Source organism: Vibrio sp. YQ_11, assembly GCF_043103065.1.
Lineage (GTDB): Bacteria > Pseudomonadota > Gammaproteobacteria > Enterobacterales > Vibrionaceae > Vibrio > Vibrio parahaemolyticus.
In genome coordinates this window covers 1-22,667 of sequence record NZ_JBICJM010000044.1, presented here as the reverse complement: position 1 = coordinate 22,667, position 22,667 = coordinate 1, and the positions used below count along the sequence as shown (strand labels likewise).

Sequence of the window (22,667 nt, the reverse complement as noted above, 5' to 3'; positions counted from 1 at the left end):
CACACAACAAACTTAGCGCTATAATCAGCGAGTTTTGCTTAATAAGTATGAATAGGAATATACAATGCCAAAGGCAAGTGAAATCAAAAAAGGCTTCGCAATCGAGTCTAATGGTAAAACTCTTCTAGTTAAAGACATCGAAGTAACGACTCCTGGCGGTCGTGGCGGCGCTAAAATCTACAAAATGCGTTGTACAGATCTAACAACTGGCGCACGCGTAGACGAGCGTTACAAGTCTGATGACGTTGTAGAAACAGTTGAGATGAACAAACGAGCAGTTGTGTACTCATACGCTGACGGCGATGAGCATATCTTTATGGATAACGAAGACTACTCACAGTACACATTCAAACACAATGAAGTTGAAGACGACATGTTGTTCATCAACGAAGACACGCAAGGTATTCACATTATCCTTGTGGACGGTTCTGCTGTAGGTCTTGAACTGCCTTCTTCTGTTGAACTAGTCATCGAAGAAACTGACCCTTCAATCAAAGGCGCTTCAGCTTCTGCTCGTACTAAACCTGCGCGTTTTGCTTCAGGTCTAGTGGTTCAAGTTCCAGAATACATCGCAACTGGTGACCGTGTAGTTATCAACACTGCTGAACGTAAATACATGAGCCGAGCATAAGCATGTCTGATTTGATTTCTTACGACGACGTTATCGACGCAGCGTACGACATCTTCCTTGAAATGGCTCCAGACAATCTAGAGCCAGCTGATGTCATTCTGTTTACTGCTCAATTTGAAGATCGCGGTGCCGCAGAACTTGTTGAAACTGGTGAAGACTGGGTTGAACATGTGGGCTTTGAGGTCGACAAAGAAGTGTATGCAGAAGTTAGAATCGGCCTAGTAAACGAAGAAAATGACGTACTTGATGACGTATTCGCTCGTATGCTAATCAGCCGAGACCCAGAACATAAGTTCTGCCATATGCTTTGGAAGCGCGACTAACGCTCCTTCTCTTATAAATAAAAACACCAGCCTAGTGCTGGTGTTTTTTTATCTTCAAACATCACCGAAGATAGAAAACTGGCCTTTTTGCGTATAAGAAAAAGGCCTGCCAGTTGGCAAGCCTTTCTGATTTTCGTTTTTCGTTCTCGATTAACGATGCTTGTTGCGTGCACCTTGTTCGCCAGCATTTTTCTTTGGCTTACGACGAGCAGGATTGTTGCTGCGACCTTTAGACGTGCTTACACGTTCTTCATGGCGCTTAACCGCGCGGCGGATTTTTTGGCTGCGAGCACGTTCACGCTTACGTGACGTATTATCCTTGCTCAAATCTAGCATGGTTTCTTTCTCTGGGCGAAGTTCTACAAGCTCACGCAGGTAGTTTACTTCTTTCAGATCCAGTTCCATCCAACCGCCACGAGGCAGTTTTTTGTCTAGGAAGATATCACCGTAACGAACACGTTTCAGACGGCTAACGGTACACTCTTGAGATTCCCATAGACGACGAACTTCACGGTTACGACCTTCGTTGATCACTACGTAGAAAGTGTGGTTCATACCTTCACCACCTGCGTAGACAACGTCTTCAAAGCGAGCTAAACCGTCTTCCAGTTCAACCCCTTTTACTAGATTACGAACTTTTTGTTCGGTTACTTCACCAAACACACGCACTAGGTATTCACGCTCAACTTGGCGACTTGGGTGCATTAGACGGTTTGCTAATTCACCATCAGTAGTGAAAAGTAGCAGACCAGACGTGTTTGCATCCAAACGACCAACAGAGATCCAACGAGAGCCACGAATTTTTGGCAGACGGTCGAAAACCGTGCGACGGCCTTCTGGGTCATGACGAGTACACAGCTCACCCTCAGGTTTGTAGTACGCAAGTACACGACAGATCACTTCTTCTTGAACCTTTGCAGATACAATGTGACCATCGATACGAACTACACTGCTCTCATCTTCCAGTCTTTCACCAAGTTTAGCGACCACACCGTTCACGCTTACGCGTCCGGATTTAATTAACGATTCGATCTCACGACGAGAACCGTGTCCAGCACGTGCTAATACTTTTTGTAACTTTTCGCTCATTTATCTACCTATGTGTCGTCTTCACAGACGTCGAGACCAGAATTGGCCTTCATTGTGCAAGTTACCCATGTAGATGGGATTTTTTCGGTCGGTCATTATACGCGATTCTTGCATTTAATGTAAGTGAAATCCTGCCAATTCTCCGCCCACAATTTACCGTTCAAGACAAACTCTCGGCCCAACTTTTGTCCTACTAAGTATGAGATATTCCCATGCAGAATCGAACTATTATGGGTCGTTCCTATCCTCTTTCAAACGGTCTCAGCTGATAAAATTGTCAGGGTTATAACAACAATAACCCATTTAGCTTGCTGGCTATGGTAATCAGATAAAAGGAATAAAAAATGTCTAAGACAAATCTTGACCTAAATTGGATTTTTGGCACATCCGGAGATGACGATTTAACAGGAACAAAAGGATCTGAAACCACCGACATCTTTTTCGGATTTGGCGGTAACGATAAGTTTGTAGGCTACGGCGGCAATGATTATATTTTTGGCGGCTGGGGAGACGACACACTGCTAGGCGGTCGTGGCAACGATTTTATTTCTGGCGGTTTTGGGAATGACTTCATCTCAGGTGGTCTAGGTAATGATTCATTGTTCGGTGGATGCGGTGATGATGTTATTTTCGACTATTCAGGCAACAACTTCCTCAGTGGGGGCTGGGGTAACGATACGCTTGTGATCGGCGATGGCGAGTCAGTGTTGAGCGGGGGCTGTGGTGACGACACATTTGTCTTTACCAACCGTCTGGCGATTGGCGTTCCTGATCAACCGGTATCCTCCAATGACATTGAGATAGAAGCCGATGTTCTCGACTTTAATATCTTCCACGACAAACTGGTCTTTGATTTGGGTAAAGATACAGATGGAGATGGCATTCGCGATACTTTCCTAGATTCAGCGGATGATCTGACCCTTAGCTACAACGAATGTGGTTGGGCAGTATTCTCTAGCGAAGAATACAACGTAGAAGTCACGCTAAATGGCGTTAATTCAGCTTACATAAACTATGCTGAACACCACGGTATCGACATTTTCGAATTCGCATAAGCCATCTTTATTCGGCATAAACACTGCTCAAGTATAAATAATGAAAAAGGAGGCTGATAGCCTCCTTTTGTTTATGTTGATATTTCAACTTATTCGAATGGTGATGGATCACCAGAACCAATTCGAACCACTTCTGGATCACCTTCGCTGAAGTCAATCACTGTAGTAGGTTGCTCACCTAAGTAACCACCATTCAGAATCACATCAACTGCATGTTCAAGTTTGTCGCGGATATCTTCCGGATCAGACTCTGTCACATCGCTACCAGGCAGAATCAATGACGTTGACATCAATGGCTCACCCAGTGCTTCGAGAAGATCCAATGCGATTTGGTTATTTGGCACACGAATACCGATAGTCTTACGTTTCGCATTCATCAAGCGACGAGGAACTTCCTTCGTACCTTTGAAGATGAACGTGTAAGGACCAGGAGTGTTGTTTTTCAGTAGTCGGAATGCTCCGTTGTCCACGCGCGCATACAGAGAAATTTCTGACAAATCGCGACACAACAACGTGAAGTTGTGCTTATCATCTAAGCGACGAATCTGACAAATGCGCTCTAGCGCTTGTTTGTTCTCCAATTGGCAACCAAGTGCATACCCTGAATCTGTCGGGTAAACCACGACACCGCCATTACGAATGATTGCTACTGCTTGATTGATCAAGCGAGCCTGTGGGTTTTCTGGATGAACGTAAAAAAACTGGCTCATTGTAATTCCTCATTATCGAGCCTCTCGGCTCTATATTTTTGTGGAGCTTGAATGCCGTCTTGTTGAGCATTATACCCAAGTCATTCTCGCTGAAACTAACGTCTTGACGTTACTTGGATACATCCAACGAAGGATCGATGCCCCAATCTTTCCAAACGGGTTCAACACCTGCAGGTAACCACAGGTTTCTGCCTAATTCCATCCAAGGAGATGGATAGTGAAAATCGCTGCCTTGAGAGGCTAATAGTTTGTATTGTATAGCATAATCAGCCAAGTTGCGTCTTTCTTGTTGTGCTTGCTGCGGTTGAGCAACTTCCATTGCATCTCCGTTAGCCTCAACAAACGCAGCTAGAAGACGCTTAATCCACTTTGCTGTCAACTGATATCTGCCCGGATGCGCCAATACCGCTTTACCACCAGCGGCATGGATAGCATCGACAGCCTCTTTCATTGAACACCAATTTGGCGGTACATAACCCGGGTTATTGCGAGTGAGATACTTTTTGAACACCATTTGCATGGTTTTCGCATAACCATTATCAACTAACCACTTAGCAAAGTGAGCTCGGGTAATCGGCGCGTCACCAGCCAGTTGCTGAACTTCTTCTAACACCCCTTCACGAGTGGCCTTTTGCAGACGAGAAGCGATCAGCTCAGAACGAGCCACACGATGTTGCTTTTGTTGCTCAATCAATGCCGCTAATGCAGGATTTTCAGGATCAATATTCAAACCAACGATATGGATATCTTTATTCTGCCAAACGGTTGATATTTCAATACCGTTAATGATTTTTATCGGCAAGTCGTTCTCTTCAACGTATTGCTTGGCACGCGCTAAACCGTCAACCGTGTCGTGATCTGTAATCGCCAAAACCTCGATATCAAAACCCAGTGCCCTATCCACTAAATCTTTCGGTTCTAATCGACCATCGGACGCCGTGGTGTGACTATGTAAATCAATTCTCATATTTTTGTCGTTTTAATGCTGTTTTGGGGTTGACTTTTTACTCTCGCACTAGTTAACTAGTACACAAATACAAAGCACGTAATTTAAGGCTCACTATGTTACAAGAATTTAACCAGAACCAAAAAGCGAAAGTTGCTGTTTGTCTTAATAAGACAAACTCAGCAGATCTTGCTTGGTGGCGCACTTGGACAAGTTCTTGGTGGGCTAACGTGTACTTCTAGTTTAGAAAAACAAACGTCATAAAGCCCGCTACTCAAGCGGGCTTTTTATTTTGTCGCCCAACTCACATTCAACTGCCTAAACATTAATCGGATATGACCAACTCTTGATTGGGAGAACGTTTGCTTTATGCGACTATGTACTGCAGGACGATTAAAACAGCTACAAGGAGGTCTTGTGAACAAGGCCATTGAAATTAAGAAACTTGGACAACTGGAAGTATTAAAAGCTTCTGTTCCTTACACTCAAGACCCAACCCGTCTGTTCCATACTATTTGTGAGAACAAAACGGATAGCTTGCTTTTAGAATCGGCTGAAATTGATTCTAAACAGAATCTCAAATCGCTGTTAATCGTCGATTCTGCGGTTCGCATCGTTTGTTATGGACATACCGTCAGCTTTCATGCTCTAACGGAGAACGGCAAAAACCTACTGACGCATTTGAATCAAAACGTACGTGGCGAAGTCGCAAGCCAATTTGACGGCGAAACACTGACTTTAGAATTCATCCAACCATGCGATACGATTGATGAAGATTCTCGTCTACGAGAAGCTTCTTCTTTTGATGCGCTTCGTTTAGTACAGCACAGTTTTGATCTTTCTTCGCAAGACAAACATGCCATTTTCCTTGGTGGCCTATTTGCGTATGACTTGGTGGCGAACTTCGAACCATTAGGAGATGCGGTGGCAACAAACCAGTGTCCGGATTACGTCTTCTATGTCGCGGAAACATTGCTGGTTGTAGATCACCAAACAGAATCCTGCCAACTGCAAGCAACATTGTTCGCTGACGGCTCGCAAAAAGCAGCGCTAGAAAGTCGAATCGAAGATATCCGAGCTCAATGCACATCGCCAAAGCGCCTTCCAGACGCAACGCAAGTGGCCAATATCACAGCTCAACCAAGCGTTTCGGATCCAGACTTCTGTCAAATCGTCCGTGATCTAAAAGAATTCGTGGTAAAAGGCGATATTTTCCAAGTGGTTCCTTCTCGTAGATTCACATTGCCTTGCCCTTCTCCGTTGGCAGCTTACAAAGAGCTAAAGCAAAGCAACCCAAGCCCTTACATGTTCTACATGCAAGATGAGCTGTTCACTTTGTTTGGTGCGTCTCCAGAAAGTGCGTTGAAGTATGAAACCGACACCAACCAAATAGAGATCTACCCAATTGCAGGGACTCGCCGTCGCGGTAAACGTCCAAATGGCGAAATCGATTTTGATTTAGATAGCCGTATTGAACTTGAACTGCGTAGCGACAAAAAAGAGAACGCTGAACATATGATGTTGGTAGACCTAGCTCGTAATGATGTAGCGCGCATCTCGCAAGCTGGTACTCGTCATGTTGCCGATCTCCTTAAAGTCGACCGCTATAGCCATGTTATGCACTTGGTGTCTCGCGTGGTTGGCCAGTTGCGCGATGACCTTGATGCTTTGCACGCTTACCAAGCTTGTATGAACATGGGCACGTTAACTGGGGCGCCTAAGATTCGTGCAATGCAACTGATTCGCGATGTTGAAGGTGCTCGTCGTGGCAGCTATGGCGGAGCGGTAGGCTACCTGACAGGAGAAGGCACGCTCGACACTTGTATCGTGATTCGCTCGGCTTACGTGGAAAACGGCATTGCTCAAGTACAAGCAGGTGCAGGCGTGGTATTCGATTCTGACCCTCAAGCGGAAGCCGATGAAACACGCGGAAAAGCTCAAGCGGTTATCTCTGCTATTCAAGCAGCGCATTCTCAACCTGCGAACAAGGAGTAGCAGACATGGCGAATATCGTATTCATCGATAACTTTGACTCGTTCACCTATAACCTTGTGGACCAATTCCGCTCATTAGGTCACTCAGTCACAATTTATCGTAACCACATTCCGGCAGAAACCATCGAACAAGCAATAAACGAGCTCGAAAACCCCGTCGTTCTGCTATCACCGGGGCCAGGTGCGCCATCAGAAGCTGGTTCGATGCCAGAGCTGATTCAACGAATGAAAGGCAAAGTGCCAATGATTGGTATTTGTCTTGGTCACCAAGCGATTGTTGAAGCATATGGCGGTACTGTCGCTGGCGCTGGTGAAATCATCCACGGCAAAGTGTCGATGATGGAGCACCAAGACCACGCAATTTATCAAAATCTGCCATCGCCACTTGCAATTGCGCGTTACCATTCTTTAGTGGCGACAAAGGTACCAGAAAGCCTGACCATCACTGCCGAAGTCGACAATTTGGTCATGTCTGTTGTGCACGAACAAGATAAAGTTTGCGGATTTCAGTTCCACCCAGAGTCAATAATGACGACTTACGGCGCAACCTTGTTGGGCAACGCGATTGAATGGGCGCTTGAGAAAAATAACGCATAAGGAAATGGGGAGAGAAACTATGGAAGCAATCATCAACAAACTGTACGAACAGCAATCACTGACTCAAGAAGAAAGCCAACAGCTATTCGACATTATTATTCGCGGCGAGCTTGATCCAATTTTAATGGCATCGGCATTAACAGCATTAAAGATCAAAGGCGAAACGCCTGATGAAATTGCCGGTGCAGCAAAAGCCCTACTGGCGAATGCGAACCCGTTCCCTCGTCCTGATTACGACTTTGCAGACATCGTAGGGACAGGGGGCGATGGTCACAATACTATCAATATCTCGACGACGGCCGCCTTTGTTGCAGCAGCATGTGGCCTAAAGGTCGCAAAACACGGCAACCGCAGCGTATCAAGTAAATCGGGCTCTTCTGACTTACTGGACTCGTTTGGCATCAACCTAGCAATGAGTGCTGAAGACACCCGCAAAGCGGTTGACGACATTGGCGTTGCCTTCTTGTTCGCGCCTCAATATCACGGAGGCGTTCGCCACGCGATGCCTGTGCGCCAAACCATGAAAACGCGCACCATTTTCAACATTCTTGGCCCGTTGATTAACCCTGCACGTCCAAACATCGAATTAATGGGCGTCTACAGTGAAGAACTGGTTCGTCCTATCGCAGAAACCATGCTACAAATGGGTATGAAGCGCGCCGCTGTCGTACATGGTAGCGGATTGGATGAAGTGGCCATTCACGGTACAACAACGGTTGCCGAAATCAAAGATGGCAAGATCACCGAATACACGCTGACGCCAGAAGATTTTGGTCTAGAGTCTCACCCGTTAGAAGCCATTAAAGGCGGCGACCCGGAAGAAAACAAAGCAATAATCACCAACATTCTGACGGGTAAAGGTACAGACGCACAATTAGGCGCAGTCGCGGTTAACGTCGCACTTCTAATGCGTTTATTCGGCCACGAAGATTTAAAAGCCAACACGCAGCAAGCGATCGAGGCTATGAACTCAGGCAAAGCTTACCAATTGATACAGCAACTTGCCGCGCACGCTTAAGGAACAGATGAAGATGACTGACTTCAACACCCAACAAGCAAACAACTTATCAGAGCACGTCTCAAAAAAAGAAGCAGAAATGGCGGAAGTGCTTGCCAAAATTGTTCGCGATAAATACCAATGGGTAGCAGAGCGAAAAGCATCACAGCATCTGAGCACTTTTCAGTCGGATCTATTGCCGTCGGATCGCAGTTTTTATGATGCATTGAGTGACGATAAAACCGTATTCATTACAGAATGCAAAAAGGCATCGCCATCAAAAGGCCTTATCCGCAACGACTTCGATTTGGACTACATCGCGTCGGTTTACAACAACTATGCAGACGCGATCTCGGTTCTGACCGATGAAAAATACTTCCAGGGTAGCTTCGATTTTCTACCTCAAGTTCGCCGACAAGTGAAACAACCAGTGTTGTGTAAGGACTTCATGGTCGATACCTACCAAGTTTACCTTGCTCGTCATTATGGCGCGGATGCGGTATTGCTCATGCTTTCGGTGCTGAATGACGAAGAGTACAAAGCGTTAGAAGAAGCTGCGCACAGCCTAAACATGGGCATTTTAACGGAAGTCAGCAACGAAGAAGAGCTTCACCGCGCAGTTCAGCTTGGCGCTAAAGTTATCGGTATAAACAACCGCAACTTGCGCGACTTAACAACGGATTTAAACCGCACTAAAGCGCTTGCGCCAACCATTCGTAAGCTTGCACCAAACGCAACGGTTATTTCAGAGTCTGGCATTTACACTCATCAACAAGTTCGTGACTTAGCAGAATATGCAGACGGCTTTTTGATTGGCAGCTCGCTGATGGCGGAAGACAACTTAGAACTTGCGGTTCGTAAAGTAACGCTAGGTGAAAATAAGGTTTGCGGTCTGACTCACCCAGATGATGCGGCAAAAGCGTATCAAGCAGGCGCAGTATTTGGTGGTCTGATTTTCGTTGAGAAATCAAAACGAGCGGTCAATTTTGAAAGTGCTCGCCTAACCATGAGCGGCGCGCCACTTAATTATGTTGGCGTATTCCAAAATCACGACGCTGACTATGTCGCCTCAATCGTAACGTCTTTGGGCTTAAAAGCCGTACAGTTACATGGACAAGAAGATCAAGAGTACGTCAACCAGCTCAAAAAAGAACTACCCGTTGGCGTCGAGATTTGGAAAGCCTACGGCGTGGCGGATACAAAGCCATCCTTGCTCGCAGACAACATTGACCGTCACCTGCTGGATGCTCAAGTTGATGCTCAAACTGGCGGCACAGGCCACGTGTTCGACTGGTCTTTGATCGGCGATCCAAGTCAAATCATGCTGGCAGGTGGACTGTCGCCTGAAAATGCACAGCAAGCAGCAAAATTAGGCTGCTTGGGATTAGATTTAAACTCTGGAGTAGAAAGCGCACCAGGTAAAAAAGATTCACAGAAGTTGCAAGCCGCATTTCGCGCTATTCGCAACTACTAAAGTTATTCGCAGTTATAAAAATACGAGAAGGATTATCAAAATGGCAAAACTGAATGCCTACTTTGGCGAATACGGCGGTCAATACGTTCCGCAAATTCTAGTTCCAGCACTTGAGCAACTAGAGCAAGCGTTTATTGACGCGCAAGAAGATCCAGAATTCCGCAGCGAGTTCATGACGCTCCTTCAAGAGTACGCTGGTCGCCCAACGGCACTGACTCTGACTCGTAACCTAACCAAAGGCACAAAAACAAAATTGTACCTAAAACGTGAAGATCTGCTTCACGGCGGCGCACACAAAACCAACCAAGTACTTGGCCAGGCGCTACTTGCGAAGCGCATGGGTAAACACGAAATCATCGCAGAAACAGGCGCAGGTCAACACGGTGTAGCAACTGCACTTGCGTGTGCACTACTTGGCCTTAAGTGCCGAGTTTACATGGGTGCAAAAGACGTTGAACGTCAAAGCCCGAACGTGTTCCGCATGAAACTGATGGGTGCAGAAGTGATTCCTGTCCATTCAGGCTCTGCAACACTTAAAGATGCGTGTAATGAAGCGCTGCGTGATTGGTCAGGAAGCTACGAAGACGCACACTACCTTCTCGGTACAGCAGCAGGCCCTCACCCATTCCCGACTATTGTGCGTGAGTTCCAACGCATGATTGGCGAAGAAACTAAAAACCAAATTCTGGCGCGTGAAGGTCGCCTACCTGATGCTGTTATCGCCTGTGTGGGTGGTGGCTCAAACGCGATTGGTATGTTTGCAGATTTTATCGAAGAAGAAAGCGTTCGCCTGATTGGCGTGGAACCAGCAGGTAAAGGCATCGATACAGATCAACACGGTGCGCCACTTAAGCATGGTAAAACAGGTATCTTCTTTGGTATGAAGGCACCATTAATGCAAGATGAGAATGGTCAGGTTGAAGAGTCTTACTCTGTTTCAGCAGGTCTAGACTTCCCTTCTGTTGGTCCACAGCACGCACACCTTAACGCTATCGGTCGCGCTGAATACGACAACGTAACGGATGATGAAGCATTAGAAGCATTCCAAGAACTAGCTCGCAGCGAAGGCATCATTCCTGCACTTGAATCCTCTCATGCTCTGGCACATGCACTGCGCATGGCTCGTGAGAATCCTGAAAAAGAGCAATTACTGGTTGTTAACCTATCTGGTCGTGGTGACAAAGACATCTTCACCGTACACGCCATCTTAGAAGAAAAAGGAGTAATCTAATGAGCCGTTATGAGAAGATGTTTGCACGCCTAAACGAGACAAACCAAGGCGCATTTGTACCATTCGTGACGGTTTGTGATCCAAACGCCGAGCAATCGTACAAGATCATGGAAACACTGGTTGAATCTGGCGCTGATGCGCTTGAACTTGGTATTCCGTTCTCAGACCCATTGGCGGACGGCCCAACAATTCAAGGTGCCAACATTCGAGCGTTAGATTCGGGTGCAACTCCGGATATCTGTTTTGAGCAAATCGGAAAAATTCGAGCAAAGTACCCAGACCTGCCAATTGGTCTATTGATGTACGCCAATCTTGTATACTCACGCGGTATTGAGAGGTTCTACGAGCGCTGTGCAAAAGCGGGCATCGATTCCGTTCTCATTGCAGACGTTCCGACTAACGAAAGCGCAGAGTTCGTAGCCGCGGCAGAGAAATTTGGAATCCACCCAATCTTTATCGCACCACCAACGGCAAGTGACGAGACGCTAAAACAAGTTTCTGAATTAGGCGGCGGCTACACTTACCTGCTTTCGCGCGCGGGTGTGACGGGTGCAGAAACCAAAGCTAACATGCCAGTTGACCACATGCTTGAAAAGCTAAACCAGTTTGATGCACCACCAGCGTTACTAGGTTTCGGCATTTCTGAACCAGCGCAAGTAAAACAAGCCATTGAAGCGGGTGCTGCAGGTGCAATTTCGGGTTCAGCAGTCGTAAAAATCATCGAAACACACGTAGAGCAACCGCAAATCATGCTCGATAAGCTTAGTGAATTTGTCTCAGCAATGAAAGCGGCAACTCAAAAGTAACCGACACCACAAGCTAAACACAGCAAACGCCCATTAATTCTCGTTAATGGGCGTTTTTTCTATCAACTTGATTGCAAACCTCGCAATGCTCTCACTTCCAACCGTCTTTTAAAGAAGCGAATCCATAAAGTGATAACATGCCATTGTTCAAACCTGTTTTGTAAGGTACTGACATGGAAGATATCAAATCGTTGTTGCTGCAATGCCCTGTTTTAGCCGGTTTGCCAGTGGAAGGAATAAACGAAGCAGTACAAATCGTTCGCGCACGATACTTCGACGAGAAAGCACTCATTTGCAGCAAAGGCGCGCAGCACTCTTCATTGATGGTGATCGCCAAAGGATCTGTACGCGTTAACTCGATAAGTTCCAAAGGAAAAGAAGTCACCTTGATGATTTTCGAAGCCGGAGGATGGTTTGGCGACAATGTATTTTCACCCGGCATGCCACGCATTTTCGGAGCAACGGCTCATACCGACGTAACCCTATTAGAGCTACCTGGCGATAAATTTCGGCAGTTGTTAGCCAAATATCCACAAAGCTACCCTGTGATTCTGGATCTGCTCAGCCGCAGATTATGGTCAGCTATTTCCGTTATCGAAGACGACGCCATTCGCGGTATAGAAGAGAGGATCGGCAGACGGTTATTGCTTCTGGCAGAATATCAACATAACCGTCCTATAAGTGCCCAGTCTTGTGTAGTGAAAGTGACTCGTGAGCACATCGCCAACATGATGGGGCTAACACGACAAAGTGTTCACAAGGTATTAAAGAAATTGGAAAACTCGAACGTTCTTAGGCTGCAATACGGCAGTATTACCATATTGAATCCACTGAAAATGGAAGCGTATCTCAAACAGTTGGAATAGTTGTAGATGCAAACACGTCTCTGGTCTAACCGGCGAACTCAGCCAAAACGACCACCAGCCAATGCCATGTAGATCAAACAAAAAGCCAGCGAGAGCTTCGCTAGCTTTGACATCATACTTATGCGACTTCGAGTTCCGATTTTAGCTCTCTCTTTAAGATCTTACCCGTAGCACTCATCGGTAACTGTTCACGAATTTCGACAAACCTTGGGTATTTGAAATTGGCTAACTGCTCTCGCCCCCATAATTGCAGCTCATCGGCTTCGACAAATTGATTTGGTTTTAGTACCACGTAGGCTTTGATCTCTTCGCCATATTCTTGATGCGGAATACCTATCACGGCCACCATCGCTACCGCAGGATGCGTCATGAATACTTCTTCAATCTCACGAGGATACACATTGAAGCCACCTCGAATGATCACGTCTTTCATCCTGTCGACAATAAACAGATTACCCGACTCATCAAATCGCCCGACGTCACCGGTATGGAACCAACCACTTTGCAACACCGATTCCGTCACTTCTGGGCGATCAAGATAACCTTTCATGACGTTGTGCCCGCGCACAATAATTTCGCCTTCCTCACCGACAGGGAGAGCATGGCCGTCAAGATCAACGACTTTCACCTCAACACCTTGAATCGGTTGCCCGACAGAGCCCGGTACTCGCTCTTGATCAAGGTGATTAAAACACGCTATCGGACTGGTTTCGGACAAGCCGTAACCTTCTAGAATTGGTACATTGAATCGTGCTTCAAAGGTTTTAAATACTTCTGTCGGTAGCGACGAGCCTCCACTAACGGCTACTCGTAGCGACGAAATATCGCAATTATGTTCAACATGCAGCAAACCAATGTACATCGTAGGCACACCGGCAAAGAGTGTCACTCGATGCTTTTCGATCAGCTCCAACACATGTTTCGGATCAAATCGAGGTACTAAAACCAAAGTTGCACCGCTTTGCACGCTAGCATTGAGATGCACGGTTTGACCGAATGTATGAAACAGTGGCAACGTTACTAGATGAACATCATCAGCCTGACTCGCCATGATGTTCTGAGCCACAAGCGCATTCATTACGATGTTTTGCTGCGTGAGCTCTGCTCCTTTGGGCAGTCCCGTTGTGCCTGATGTATACAAAATCACACAAGTGTCATCCGCATCGCGAGCAACGTAATCCGCCAAAGGTTCGATATCTTCTATAAAAGACGTCAGTGTCGGTAAACCTTGGTACTCTTTTTGCGTTTGATCTTGCGCCATTACGATCATCGTTTCACACGCATCCACCTCTTTAAACGCTTTCATGCCTTCTTTCGCCATTTGCAGTTCGGGCGTTCCTTCAAAACAGAAGTAAAACTTCGCTTTCGAATCTTCTAGGTGGTATTTGATTTCTCTAGATTTGAGCAACACGTTCAGCGGAACGGTAACGGCACCTGCCTTCTGAACCGCAAAGTAAACGAAAGGAAAGAAAGGCAAATTCGGGCACGATAACGCCACTCGGTCTCCCGGTTTGACGCCCGCTTTAATCATCGAAGTCGCGATCTTACCCGCAATCGCGTCAAATTCTGCGTATGTGAATTTTTTATCACCACATATCAAAGCCGTTTTATTCGGTTTACTTGCAGCATTTCTCTGCAAAGCAGCAGCAAGGTTCATCATAATGGCTTACCCTCTAAAACTTTGTCATTTTCATTGTTGTTCGTGAATTCCTTTAAGAGAGTCACGCATCATGGGCGACTAGGAGGCTTGGAAAAGCCATATCGCCTTTTGTTAACATTACATTTACAAGATTTAAAAACGCAAGAATGTAAAAAATTTAACATTCAGATGCCCGCACGAACCAAAATGTGAGCGTGTTAGCTAATTATTGTTATAAATATCAAACCAAAAAACCAAAGCCCTTCCTCAACTCCACCGTTGAACAAGCCATTAACATTAACTTAATTTCAACAAACGTGATTTATCACTCAAGAGCACATCGAGACACAGAATCCATACATTAAGCAAATAGCAATCGTTTGCTATCGTGCAAAAAATTAGCACCCGTCAATGAAATATCGATTATTTCATCAATAAGCTTCTGCTGCATATTGCCAATTGTGAACGATACGTGTAAAAAGCAAGGCGAGATAATTATCCATAAAACAATTACAGGCTGGTGGGTAATTTTAGGATTTTACATTTTATTAGCACAGAGGTTATGGAAGTGTTAAAACAAAAGAGTTTGCTAAACAACATTGGCGTGCAAGTCGTCATTGCAATGATCGCGGGTACTGCCGTTGGTGCTCTAATGGGTCATGATGCGACTGTATTCGCGCCATTAGGTGCTATCTTTATCAACCTAATCAAGATGCTGGTAATCCCATTGGTTGCTGTCGCTTTGATTTCTGGTGCTGCTGGTCTTGGTAACAGCCAGTCTGCGGGTAAAGTTGGCTTGGTAACATTGGGTTACTTCGGTTTAACTTCGGCTCTAGCAGTTGCATTGGCTCTGTTTATGGGTGAAGTATTCCAACCGGGCATGGGCATCGACGTTTCTGGCGTAGAAGGCATGTTCTCGGCAGAGTACGCTTCAAAAGGTGAACTACCTACTTTCTGGGCAACCATTACTGGTATGATCCCAACCAACGTTTTCCAATCACTGAATGAAGCGAACATCCTACAGATCTTAGTATTCTGTATGTTCTTTGGTATTGCGATTTCTAAGCAAGCGAAAGAGCGTCGTGAACCAATCATCAATGGCGTGAACTGCATTGTTGATGCAATGGTTTGGATGATCAATAAAGTGATGATCATTGCACCTATTGGTGTATTTGGTCTGATGGCAGAAGCCGTAGGTACATTCGGTTTTGGCGCACTCATGGTTGTATTCAAACTGTTCGTTGTTTACGTTGCGGCAATCCTTGTGTTTGGCTTTATCGTATACCCTGCAATGGTGCATGTTTTCACTAAGACATCAGCGAAGAAATTCGTGTCTGCCATGAAAAAACCACAAGCAGTTGCACTATCAACAGCGTCGTCAATGGCGACACTGCCTGTCACTATGGATACGTGTGAAAAAGAACTTGGCGTGAAAAACTCAACTGCGTCATTCGTTCTACCTCTGGGCGCGACCATCAACATGTCTGGTAATGCGATTTACTACGGCTTGGTTGCTATCTTCTTTGCACAGCTGTTCAACATCGACCTAGGCATGGGCGCTTACATCGCTATTATCGTGACTTCAACACTAGGTGCGGTTGGTCAAGCTGGTGTTCCGGGCCCTTCTTTCCTAGTGGTAGCAGTACTACTAGCGGCGGGTATCCCAATTGAAGGTCTGCCTCTACTCTTCGCTCTTGACCGTATCTTCGACATGATTCGTACGGCTCTAAACATTACTGGTGATGCGGCATGTGCGGTCATTGTTGATGCTTTAGTAGAAGAAACTGCCGCTGAAGCGGAGTTACAAAAGCAAGAAGCTTAGTTGCCTAACAAATACTTAAAAGCCGCTCAAAAGAGCGGCTTTTTTTTCGATTCTTTGCATTACGTAACCATACAAATAGAAACTAATAGCATAATTTTTCTGAAGTGATATAACGCCCGTACTAACTATAAAAAACGTCAGATCTAGGTTGTATCATGAGTCTTAAGCTGTCTTTGGTTTCGCTTTCCAATACAGATTTGCCTATTGAAACAAAACAACAGGCACTGATCGATATTGTTCTTCGCTTCCTAACACCACAAGAGAGAGCCTCTCTCTTTGAGTCCATCACTCATCAACGAGAAACGAACTTGCTGGCACGCTATCCTGAGTACCAGTCCAAAAGTCTTTCTGTCTTGTTTGAGTTAATGGATTATCGAGATTTGGTTCGACTGCATCCGAACAACCTACATGACGACGTCTATCTACTTGAATTAATTGCAGCAGAGTGCTTCCCTCATTGGTTAGACTTTTGGTGCGCTTGCGAAATCGAAGCCATCAAACAGAAATACTCGCTTGAAAACCGCGAACCAGCGACTGAACTCTCCTTCGAAGACGCCTCTTACTCAGCAATGCTCATTGATGATATTTCAGAGTCTTCAATGCGCGTTCAACTGCCCAGCAACCCAGTGGCAATGACCTTGAGTGACGCAGTTGCGTTGAGTAATTTGGAACTCTTCGTTCAAGGAGAAAAGTGGTATGAAATCTTGCCCTTGTTGTCACTTTCTCAGAAAGGTAAGCACTTTATTCTGCTCCAAACTCAGACAACTCCGGTGTTAGTCGCATCAGCGCTAATCCAAGACTGGAACCAACGTAACACTTGGCTAAGTTATGCGCCGCAGTTTAACAGTGAAAAATGGCGATTCTGTCTACCTCTGCACGGCTATCAAGAGCTTAATCGTCTTGATATCTTGGCAAGTGACCTCGTTACAGACTATGGTTCTTTAACAGTGTTTGATCAGGCATTCCAAACACACATAACTAAAACAGAGACGGTATGCGAAGTGCTACGTCTTACTGTGAGCGGCAGCGTTCAACACAAGCTCTACTTCTTATATCTTGCACAAAAAGAGCTGATGAATGTGCTGTTTCAGTCAGGCTACAAGGTTGGGTTCACCATTATAGAACAAGCGTTCATATTAAATTTTTATCAATCTATTGATTCTAAAGCCTACTTTCATTCAGGATACTGCGACATTAACGGTGACGGTATTAATACGTACCGGGGTTTCTGGAATTTTGAATCGATGGTAGACACCTTTAAACGCACAGACTTTCGCGATTATAAACGCCGTATTCGAGTAATCAGACAAAATACGCAGGTGAATGAACATGCTTGATATAGGTCTTAGTGGCCTACTCTACCCGAAAGCCATCACACTGTTTGCTACAGTGGCCGTGGTTCTCGTGTGGCTGCTGTACTACTGCTATCGCCTTAAACAAAAGAACGAAGTGATCTTAGGTTCGTACCACGCGCCTTATATCGCCTATTCGACATGCATTATTATTTGGATTAGCAGTAACGCCTACTTCCATACCGATTTGCTACCTCTGCTTGGGTCAGAGGACGGCATTTTCATGGCGAAATTAGCCAACTTAGCTTCCTTCTTCGCATTTGCTTTTGCTTTCTACTTTTCTTGCCAGCTCGCCGCAGAGCAGAAAAAAGGCAAAGTAAAACTGTGGCAACAAGGCATTTTTGTTGCGCTGACGGTTTATTCTCTGGTCATCAATTTACGCCCGAACCTAACCGTTGAGAATGTGCTGATTGATGGCCCTAGCCAATTTGTGATTGAGTTTGGCCCTCACACTTCTTATTTCTTCATGGGATTGGTGACCTTTGTCGTTATGACACTCACCAACCTCATTAGCATGCGCGCAAACAGCAGTAAGCTCTCTATAGCGAAGAACAATTACATGATCGCAGGGATCTTAGTATTCATGCTGTCTACGGCTGTCATACACCTAGGCATGACCTACTTCCTTGGGGATTTCTCACTAACGTGGCTGCCACCAGCGTTATCCATCAGTGAAATGCTGTTTGTTGGTTACGCGCTGCTTACATCGAGATTCTACAGCGCCAAATACCTTGCTTATCTGACGATCAGTGTGCTTTTTGTGTGCACCATTTTCGTCCTGCCATTAGGTGCGGTATTTATTCCAATGTCTGAAGACAATCAATGGCTCATCTCAATTCCGATTTGCGCCTTGATTGGCATCACTTGGCACTTGGTCTACAAACGCGTTAGCCGAGTCGCATCGTTCTTTATCTACGGCAATCGACAAACACCAGTACAGCAGATCTTAGCGTTAGAAGAAGAGTTTAAGCGCTCAATCGACGATGCCGTGCATCAGTTGAGCACATTACTCAACATACCCAATGACAAGCTTCAACTCGTAACCAGTAACTACACCGAAACCTTCTACGAAGATTATTTACACAGCAATGATTCGGTTTTGGTGCTCGACGAACTTTCTGAAAGACTCGACGAAAAACCGTCTTCAAAAGGTTCAATCAAAGCTCTGTATGAACGCATGAGATCGAGTAACACGGCACTTGTTATGCCACTGTTTGGCCGTGAAAAGTCGGTTTCACATTTGCTGATTTCTTCACACAAAAGCGATAACAAACTGTTTTCGAACGAAGAGATTTCAGCACTACAAACATTGTTGATCCGCGTACAAAATACGATTGAGTCTGATAGAAAGATTCGTCAAAGCCGCGCGTTGGCCAACTCGATCGCCCATGAAATGCGCAACCCATTGGCGCAAGTTCAGCTTCAATTTGAAGCGCTGAAACAGCACATTGATAGCAATGCATCCGATGACAAGATCATAAGCGATATCGAAAAAGGCCAAGCAGCAATTCAGCGTGGACGCCAACTCATCGACATCATCTTGCGCGAAGTCAGCGATACTTCTGCTGTGCATGAACCCCTTTCGCTTACCTCGATTCATAAAGCGGTGGATCTTGCGGTGAGTCGATACGGTTTTGAAAACGAACACATCATCGAAAGGGTGAAACTTCCGACTCAAAACGACTTTGTCGCCAAAATCAACGAGACGCTGTTCAACTTTGTCATTTTCAATTTGATTCGCAATGCGATTTACTATTTTGATTCCTATCCCGATAGTCAAATTGAAATCAGAACCCTCGTCGGCCCTTATGAAAACACGCTTGTTTTCCGCGATACAGGGCCTGGGATCGATGACAGCATCGTACACAAAATCTTTGATGACTTTTTCTCATTCCAGAAGAGCGGCGGTAGCGGACTTGGCTTGGGTTACTGTCAGCGTGTGATGCGTTCTTTTGGTGGTCGAATTGAGTGTAAATCGGTAACTAATGAATTTACCGAGTTTTATCTGCATTTTCCGGTTGTGCCAAATGCACCGAAAGTAGAAACGCTTCGAACGCCAAACTTTTACAACTGGAATCAGAAAGTCAAAACCAAACCAAGTCCAGAACCTGTCGTACAAATCAACAAAGATGCACCAACTGTGCTCATTGTCGATGATAAAGAGGTGCAACGTACTTTGGTTCAAATGTACCTAAACCGACTTGGCGTCAATAGTTTACAAGCCAATAACGGCGCAAATGCGGTGGAACTGTTTCAATCACATCAGGTCGATTTGGTGTTGATGGATGTTCAAATGCCGGTAATGAATGGGTTTGATGCCAGCGAAAAAATCAAGCAGTGCTCCCCAACTACGCCAATCATCGCCCTGTCTGGTGAATCTGGAGAGAAAGAGCTCGAGATGATTGCTAAGTTGATGGATGGTCGTCTGGAAAAGCCAACCACACTCAACGCATTGCGTGATGTACTGGTGAGATGGCTTCATTTCGATAAAATCAGCGTAACGAACAGTTATCAAATTGCGAATGAATAGTTGGCATTAAAACTGCCTAACTGAAGTACAAACCGAATTATCCAGAGCGTTGAGCTTGCTGTCATGCAGTCAGGAAGCTTGATAAGGAGATGGCTATGTTACTTCACCGACACACATATTACGGCTTGATTCATCACGGAATAAAAGCACTATTGTTAGACAGAATCGGACGCTACACCGAGGAAGAGTATCACCAATATTTGAGCCTAATGACAGGCAAATCAACTTGCTTCACCATGACGCATGAAGAGCTAGAAGCCACCGTCGATAACTTGTTGAGAGAAGGCTATTTGGAAGACGTAAAGTCTCTGATTTCTCAATACCAACGTGTGGCGTAGGAAAGAATCGTTTAGCTCTCGAGCCATGAGTCAAGCCTACAGAAGCTAACCAAGCTATCTGTACTAACGAGCAAGATTTCGCCTTTTTAGGTGCCTTAAACATATCAATACATTGCCGCTCATTGAGCGGCAATTTTTTATCCAAATCCCTTGAGCTATTCACATTACGCCAGATTCCGCTAGACTGTCAGCAACTCAACAACTCGGTAGTTTTTGGCAACATGAAGCAAATCCTTGATTTTATTCCTCTCATTATCTTCTTCGCTCTATACAAGATGTACGACATCTATGTAGCGACTGGAGCACTCATCGTTGCAACGGCAGTTCAACTTATCGTGACCTACGCGCTGTATAAGAAAGTAGAGAAGATGCAACTGATCACGTTTGTCATCGTCACGATATTCGGCAGCATGACCATTTTCTTCCATGACGACAACTTCATAAAATGGAAAGTCACTATCATTTACGTGGTGCTTGCCGTTGGCTTAACCGCCAGCCACTTAATGGGAAAATCGGTCGTCAAAGGCATGTTGGGTAAAGAGATCACGCTACCTGACGCGATTTGGGCGAAGATAAACTGGGCATGGGTAGGCTTCTTCTCATTTTTTGCAGGCCTAAACATTTACATCGCTTACGAGCTACCTCTGGATGTTTGGGTTAACTTCAAAGTATTTGGAATGCTGATTGCCACCTTCGCCTACATGATTGCTACTGGTGTCTACATTTACAAGCACATGCCAAAGGAAGAGAAAAATAACTCCTCCGATGTCTCGGTTGATGATTAAAAACTCAATTTTGCTATAATCCGCGCAAATGTATTATTCACAGCGACCTTCGGGTCGCTGTTTTGTTCAACGGACCAATAATTACTGCATTAGTATTCTTATTGGCACACCATATTTGCGCTTTTTTTGAGCGCCCTTGAAGATTTAGGATGTCACTATGAGCCAAGAATTTAACTCTCCGAAAGGCCAGCTTCTGCTTCGTACCCTTGCAATGCCCGCTAATACAAATGCAAACGGCGATATCTTTGGTGGTTGGATAATGTCTCAACTTGACTTGGCGGGTGCGATTCTGGCGAAAGAGATCTGTTCTGGTCGCGTCGTTACCGTTTCTGTTTCAAGCATTACATTTAAAAAACCAGTCAGCGTAGGTGACGTGGTTTGTTGTTACGGCGTGTGTAAGAAAATCGGCCGTACATCTATGAGCGTTGACCTAGAAGTCTGGGTGAAACCAGTGAAAGTCGACGGCATCGAAGATCGTTTCATGGTTTGTGAAGCAACCTTTAACTATGTAGCCATCGACAGTGAAGGCAAACCACGTCCAGTGCAAAGCTAAGTCGTCATAAAATCGAATTGCTAGGAAGAATCTCACATTTTCTATTGTTCACTTGTGAGAGGTTCAAAAAAGACGTTAAATTAACACTTTACCCCACCAATTAAGGAACTATGCTATGTGGTACGTCATCTTTTCTCAGGACGTCGAGAACTCATTGGAAAAACGTATGGGCGTTCGTCCTCAACATTTAGAACGCTTGCAACAGCTTCAAGATGAAGGTCGTTTACTTACTGCAGGTCCAATGCCAGCGATCGACTCTGATAACCCAGGAGAAGCCGGCTTTACTGGTTCGACAGTCATTGCTGAATTTTCCTCTTTGGAAGATGCCAAAACATGGGCTGACGCCGATCCTTATGTGGCGGCGGGCGTTTACGAAAACGTGATCGTAAAACCGTTCAAAAAAGTGTTTTAAGTTATGAAAAAATTACTGTGTCTCTTCCTCGCCTTTGGTGCATTGGCGGGTTGTTCATCAAGCAATGACAACCAACGCCAACTTGAATTAATGGCGTCTAACCGTGCTGGTGTCTTGTCTGCCGGACTGCCGTTGGAATACGGTCCGCTGCAAATTATGCGTGTTTCTTCTAACAAGAACGTGGTAGAAATGATGATGATTTACAACGACGATGCTTTAGGTGCGAAACCATTAAACCAAGTACTGAATACCAGTATTTATACATACTGCAATACGCCGTCGGTAAGAGAGCAAATTGATATGGGTTTGATGTACCGATTGAAAGTGCGTAACTCACGCGGTCAGTTAATTGCTGATGAATTGGTTTCAGAGCAAACCTGTAGCAAAATCAAATAGTCACAGTAATTTGCTTGTCGCTCAAGCCCGACGACAACGAGAGCCGTCGTTAGTGAGCTAGGCGGACATTAAATAAAAGATACAAAAGCGGAGACGATGGTCTCCGCTTTTTTATTGGCCA

General features: G+C 45.3%; 23 protein-coding genes and 1 other annotated feature. Of the genes, 19 read left to right on the top strand and 4 right to left on the bottom strand.

What is annotated here, in order from left to right; translation table 11 throughout:
- The first annotated feature begins 64 nt into the window (after window positions 1-64).
- Together yeiP and ACF8EG_RS17385 are read left to right on the top strand one after the other, a co-directional pair.
- Complete coding sequence (yeiP, locus tag ACF8EG_RS17390) at window positions 65-631, top strand: elongation factor P-like protein YeiP (protein WP_005465079.1); 567 nt, start codon at window positions 65-67, stop codon at window positions 629-631.
- A 2-nt stretch (window positions 632-633) separates the two neighbouring features.
- A complete protein-coding gene (locus ACF8EG_RS17385; RefSeq protein ID WP_005465080.1) occupies window positions 634-954 on the top strand; it encodes an HI1450 family dsDNA-mimic protein in 321 nt (106 codons plus the stop codon).
- Between the two features lie 150 nt (window positions 955-1,104).
- On the opposite strand, the gene rluB is transcribed toward ACF8EG_RS17385, so the two are convergent.
- Window positions 1,105-2,043: a 23S rRNA pseudouridine(2605) synthase RluB gene (gene rluB, locus ACF8EG_RS17380; RefSeq protein WP_005465081.1), complete on the bottom strand. Its 939-nt coding sequence runs from the start codon at window positions 2,041-2,043 to the stop codon at window positions 1,105-1,107.
- Between the two features lie 344 nt (window positions 2,044-2,387).
- Here rluB and ACF8EG_RS17375 point away from each other — a divergent pair, with 344 nt between their 5' ends.
- Window positions 2,388-3,098 carry a calcium-binding protein gene (locus tag ACF8EG_RS17375; protein ID WP_025441656.1) on the top strand — a complete coding sequence of 237 codons (711 nt, stop codon included), beginning with the start codon at window positions 2,388-2,390 and terminating at the stop codon, window positions 3,096-3,098.
- 89 nt (window positions 3,099-3,187) lie between these two features.
- Here ACF8EG_RS17375 and ACF8EG_RS17370 read toward each other — a convergent pair whose 3' ends face one another.
- Entirely contained in the window at window positions 3,188-3,808 is a 621-nt protein-coding gene (locus ACF8EG_RS17370; RefSeq protein ID WP_017448415.1) for an L-threonylcarbamoyladenylate synthase, read from the bottom strand.
- Window positions 3,809-3,917: 109 nt separating this feature from the next.
- Window positions 3,918-4,775, bottom strand: coding sequence for a PHP domain-containing protein (locus tag ACF8EG_RS17365; protein ID WP_005465084.1), 858 nt, complete (start codon window positions 4,773-4,775; stop codon window positions 3,918-3,920).
- Window positions 4,776-4,870: 95 nt separating this feature from the next.
- On the opposite strand from ACF8EG_RS17365, the gene ACF8EG_RS17360 reads away from it, so the two are divergent.
- The 8 genes from ACF8EG_RS17360 to ACF8EG_RS17325 all read left to right on the top strand — a co-directional run bounded on the left by ACF8EG_RS17360 (window position 4,871) and on the right by ACF8EG_RS17325 (window position 12,719).
- A complete protein-coding gene (locus ACF8EG_RS17360) occupies window positions 4,871-4,996 on the top strand; it encodes a trp operon leader peptide (RefSeq protein WP_005465085.1) in 126 nt (41 codons plus the stop codon).
- Window positions 4,943-5,046, top strand: a sequence feature (Trp leader region). (Overlaps the previous gene by 54 nt.)
- A 125-nt stretch (window positions 5,047-5,171) precedes the next feature.
- Window positions 5,172-6,749 (top strand): anthranilate synthase component 1, encoded by a 1,578-nt coding sequence (locus tag ACF8EG_RS17355; RefSeq protein ID WP_069506506.1) that lies wholly within the window; start codon window positions 5,172-5,174, stop codon window positions 6,747-6,749.
- A 5-nt stretch (window positions 6,750-6,754) separates the two neighbouring features.
- Window positions 6,755-7,345 carry an aminodeoxychorismate/anthranilate synthase component II gene (locus tag ACF8EG_RS17350; RefSeq protein WP_020840975.1) on the top strand — a complete coding sequence of 197 codons (591 nt, stop codon included), beginning with the start codon at window positions 6,755-6,757 and terminating at the stop codon, window positions 7,343-7,345.
- 19 nt (window positions 7,346-7,364) lie between these two features.
- A complete protein-coding gene (gene trpD, locus ACF8EG_RS17345) occupies window positions 7,365-8,363 on the top strand; it encodes an anthranilate phosphoribosyltransferase (protein ID WP_069506503.1) in 999 nt (332 codons plus the stop codon).
- Window positions 8,364-8,376: 13 nt separating this feature from the next.
- Entirely contained in the window at window positions 8,377-9,816 is a 1,440-nt protein-coding gene (gene trpCF, locus ACF8EG_RS17340) for a bifunctional indole-3-glycerol-phosphate synthase TrpC/phosphoribosylanthranilate isomerase TrpF (RefSeq protein ID WP_069506500.1), read from the top strand.
- A 40-nt stretch (window positions 9,817-9,856) separates the two neighbouring features.
- The gene (gene trpB, locus ACF8EG_RS17335; protein WP_005465096.1) at window positions 9,857-11,047 is read left to right on the top strand and encodes a tryptophan synthase subunit beta; all 1,191 of its coding nucleotides are present in this window, start codon (window positions 9,857-9,859) and stop codon (window positions 11,045-11,047) included.
- The gene (trpA, locus tag ACF8EG_RS17330; RefSeq protein ID WP_053316749.1) at window positions 11,047-11,853 is read left to right on the top strand and encodes a tryptophan synthase subunit alpha; all 807 of its coding nucleotides are present in this window, start codon (window positions 11,047-11,049) and stop codon (window positions 11,851-11,853) included. Before trpB ends, trpA begins: the two co-directional genes overlap by 1 nt.
- A gap of 173 nt (window positions 11,854-12,026) precedes the next feature.
- Window positions 12,027-12,719, top strand: a complete 693-nt coding sequence (locus tag ACF8EG_RS17325) for a Crp/Fnr family transcriptional regulator (protein ID WP_020840978.1) — start codon at window positions 12,027-12,029, stop codon at window positions 12,717-12,719.
- A gap of 118 nt (window positions 12,720-12,837) precedes the next feature.
- Here ACF8EG_RS17325 and ACF8EG_RS17320 read toward each other — a convergent pair whose 3' ends face one another.
- Window positions 12,838-14,379 carry a long-chain fatty acid--CoA ligase gene (locus ACF8EG_RS17320; RefSeq protein WP_069506497.1) on the bottom strand — a complete coding sequence of 514 codons (1,542 nt, stop codon included), beginning with the start codon at window positions 14,377-14,379 and terminating at the stop codon, window positions 12,838-12,840.
- Window positions 14,380-14,920: 541 nt separating this feature from the next.
- On the opposite strand from ACF8EG_RS17320, the gene ACF8EG_RS17315 reads away from it, so the two are divergent.
- The 8 genes from ACF8EG_RS17315 (at window position 14,921) to ACF8EG_RS17280 (ending at window position 22,546) form a co-directional block, all read left to right on the top strand.
- Window positions 14,921-16,180, top strand: coding sequence for a dicarboxylate/amino acid:cation symporter (locus ACF8EG_RS17315; RefSeq protein ID WP_031851228.1), 1,260 nt, complete (start codon window positions 14,921-14,923; stop codon window positions 16,178-16,180).
- A 155-nt stretch (window positions 16,181-16,335) separates the two neighbouring features.
- Entirely contained in the window at window positions 16,336-17,517 is a 1,182-nt protein-coding gene (gene opaM, locus ACF8EG_RS17310) for an acyl-homoserine-lactone synthase OpaM (protein WP_069506494.1), read from the top strand.
- The gene (locus ACF8EG_RS17305; protein WP_069506492.1) at window positions 17,510-20,062 is read left to right on the top strand and encodes a hybrid sensor histidine kinase/response regulator; all 2,553 of its coding nucleotides are present in this window, start codon (window positions 17,510-17,512) and stop codon (window positions 20,060-20,062) included. The genes opaM and ACF8EG_RS17305 overlap by 8 nt, the downstream gene beginning before the upstream one ends.
- Window positions 20,063-20,157: 95 nt before the next feature.
- A complete protein-coding gene (locus ACF8EG_RS17300) occupies window positions 20,158-20,400 on the top strand; it encodes a hypothetical protein (protein WP_005481662.1) in 243 nt (80 codons plus the stop codon).
- 221 nt (window positions 20,401-20,621) lie between these two features.
- The gene (locus ACF8EG_RS17295; RefSeq protein ID WP_005481614.1) at window positions 20,622-21,185 is read left to right on the top strand and encodes a septation protein A; all 564 of its coding nucleotides are present in this window, start codon (window positions 20,622-20,624) and stop codon (window positions 21,183-21,185) included.
- 157 nt (window positions 21,186-21,342) lie between these two features.
- Entirely contained in the window at window positions 21,343-21,738 is a 396-nt protein-coding gene (gene yciA, locus ACF8EG_RS17290) for an acyl-CoA thioester hydrolase YciA (protein WP_069506489.1), read from the top strand.
- 115 nt (window positions 21,739-21,853) lie between these two features.
- The gene (locus ACF8EG_RS17285; RefSeq protein WP_005481648.1) at window positions 21,854-22,150 is read left to right on the top strand and encodes a YciI family protein; all 297 of its coding nucleotides are present in this window, start codon (window positions 21,854-21,856) and stop codon (window positions 22,148-22,150) included.
- Between the two features lie 3 nt (window positions 22,151-22,153).
- Entirely contained in the window at window positions 22,154-22,546 is a 393-nt protein-coding gene (locus ACF8EG_RS17280; protein WP_005459209.1) for a GspS/AspS pilotin family protein, read from the top strand.
- Window positions 22,547-22,667: the final 121 nt, after the last annotated feature.

Bases quoted from the DNA above. Each gene is read 5' to 3' on its own strand.
- yeiP (WP_005465079.1), top strand. From the start codon at position 65: ATGCCAAAGGCAAGTGAAATCAAAAAAGGCTTCGCAATCGAGTCTAAT.
- ACF8EG_RS17385 (WP_005465080.1), top strand. From the start codon at position 634: ATGTCTGATTTGATTTCTTACGACGACGTTATCGACGCAGCGTACGAC.
- rluB (WP_005465081.1), bottom strand. From the start codon at position 2,043: ATGAGCGAAAAGTTACAAAAAGTATTAGCACGTGCTGGACACGGTTCT.
- ACF8EG_RS17375 (WP_025441656.1), top strand. From the start codon at position 2,388: ATGTCTAAGACAAATCTTGACCTAAATTGGATTTTTGGCACATCCGGA.
- ACF8EG_RS17370 (WP_017448415.1), bottom strand. From the start codon at position 3,808: ATGAGCCAGTTTTTTTACGTTCATCCAGAAAACCCACAGGCTCGCTTG.
- ACF8EG_RS17365 (WP_005465084.1), bottom strand. From the start codon at position 4,775: ATGAGAATTGATTTACATAGTCACACCACGGCGTCCGATGGTCGATTA.
- ACF8EG_RS17360 (WP_005465085.1), top strand. From the start codon at position 4,871: ATGTTACAAGAATTTAACCAGAACCAAAAAGCGAAAGTTGCTGTTTGT.
- ACF8EG_RS17350 (WP_020840975.1), top strand. From the start codon at position 6,755: ATGGCGAATATCGTATTCATCGATAACTTTGACTCGTTCACCTATAAC.
- trpD (WP_069506503.1), top strand. From the start codon at position 7,365: ATGGAAGCAATCATCAACAAACTGTACGAACAGCAATCACTGACTCAA.
- trpCF (WP_069506500.1), top strand. From the start codon at position 8,377: ATGACTGACTTCAACACCCAACAAGCAAACAACTTATCAGAGCACGTC.
- trpB (WP_005465096.1), top strand. From the start codon at position 9,857: ATGGCAAAACTGAATGCCTACTTTGGCGAATACGGCGGTCAATACGTT.
- trpA (WP_053316749.1), top strand. From the start codon at position 11,047: ATGAGCCGTTATGAGAAGATGTTTGCACGCCTAAACGAGACAAACCAA.
- ACF8EG_RS17325 (WP_020840978.1), top strand. From the start codon at position 12,027: ATGGAAGATATCAAATCGTTGTTGCTGCAATGCCCTGTTTTAGCCGGT.
- ACF8EG_RS17320 (WP_069506497.1), bottom strand. From the start codon at position 14,379: ATGATGAACCTTGCTGCTGCTTTGCAGAGAAATGCTGCAAGTAAACCG.
- ACF8EG_RS17315 (WP_031851228.1), top strand. From the start codon at position 14,921: ATGGAAGTGTTAAAACAAAAGAGTTTGCTAAACAACATTGGCGTGCAA.
- opaM (WP_069506494.1), top strand. From the start codon at position 16,336: ATGAGTCTTAAGCTGTCTTTGGTTTCGCTTTCCAATACAGATTTGCCT.
- ACF8EG_RS17305 (WP_069506492.1), top strand. From the start codon at position 17,510: ATGCTTGATATAGGTCTTAGTGGCCTACTCTACCCGAAAGCCATCACA.
- ACF8EG_RS17300 (WP_005481662.1), top strand. From the start codon at position 20,158: ATGTTACTTCACCGACACACATATTACGGCTTGATTCATCACGGAATA.
- ACF8EG_RS17295 (WP_005481614.1), top strand. From the start codon at position 20,622: ATGAAGCAAATCCTTGATTTTATTCCTCTCATTATCTTCTTCGCTCTA.
- yciA (WP_069506489.1), top strand. From the start codon at position 21,343: ATGAGCCAAGAATTTAACTCTCCGAAAGGCCAGCTTCTGCTTCGTACC.
- ACF8EG_RS17285 (WP_005481648.1), top strand. From the start codon at position 21,854: ATGTGGTACGTCATCTTTTCTCAGGACGTCGAGAACTCATTGGAAAAA.
- ACF8EG_RS17280 (WP_005459209.1), top strand. From the start codon at position 22,154: ATGAAAAAATTACTGTGTCTCTTCCTCGCCTTTGGTGCATTGGCGGGT.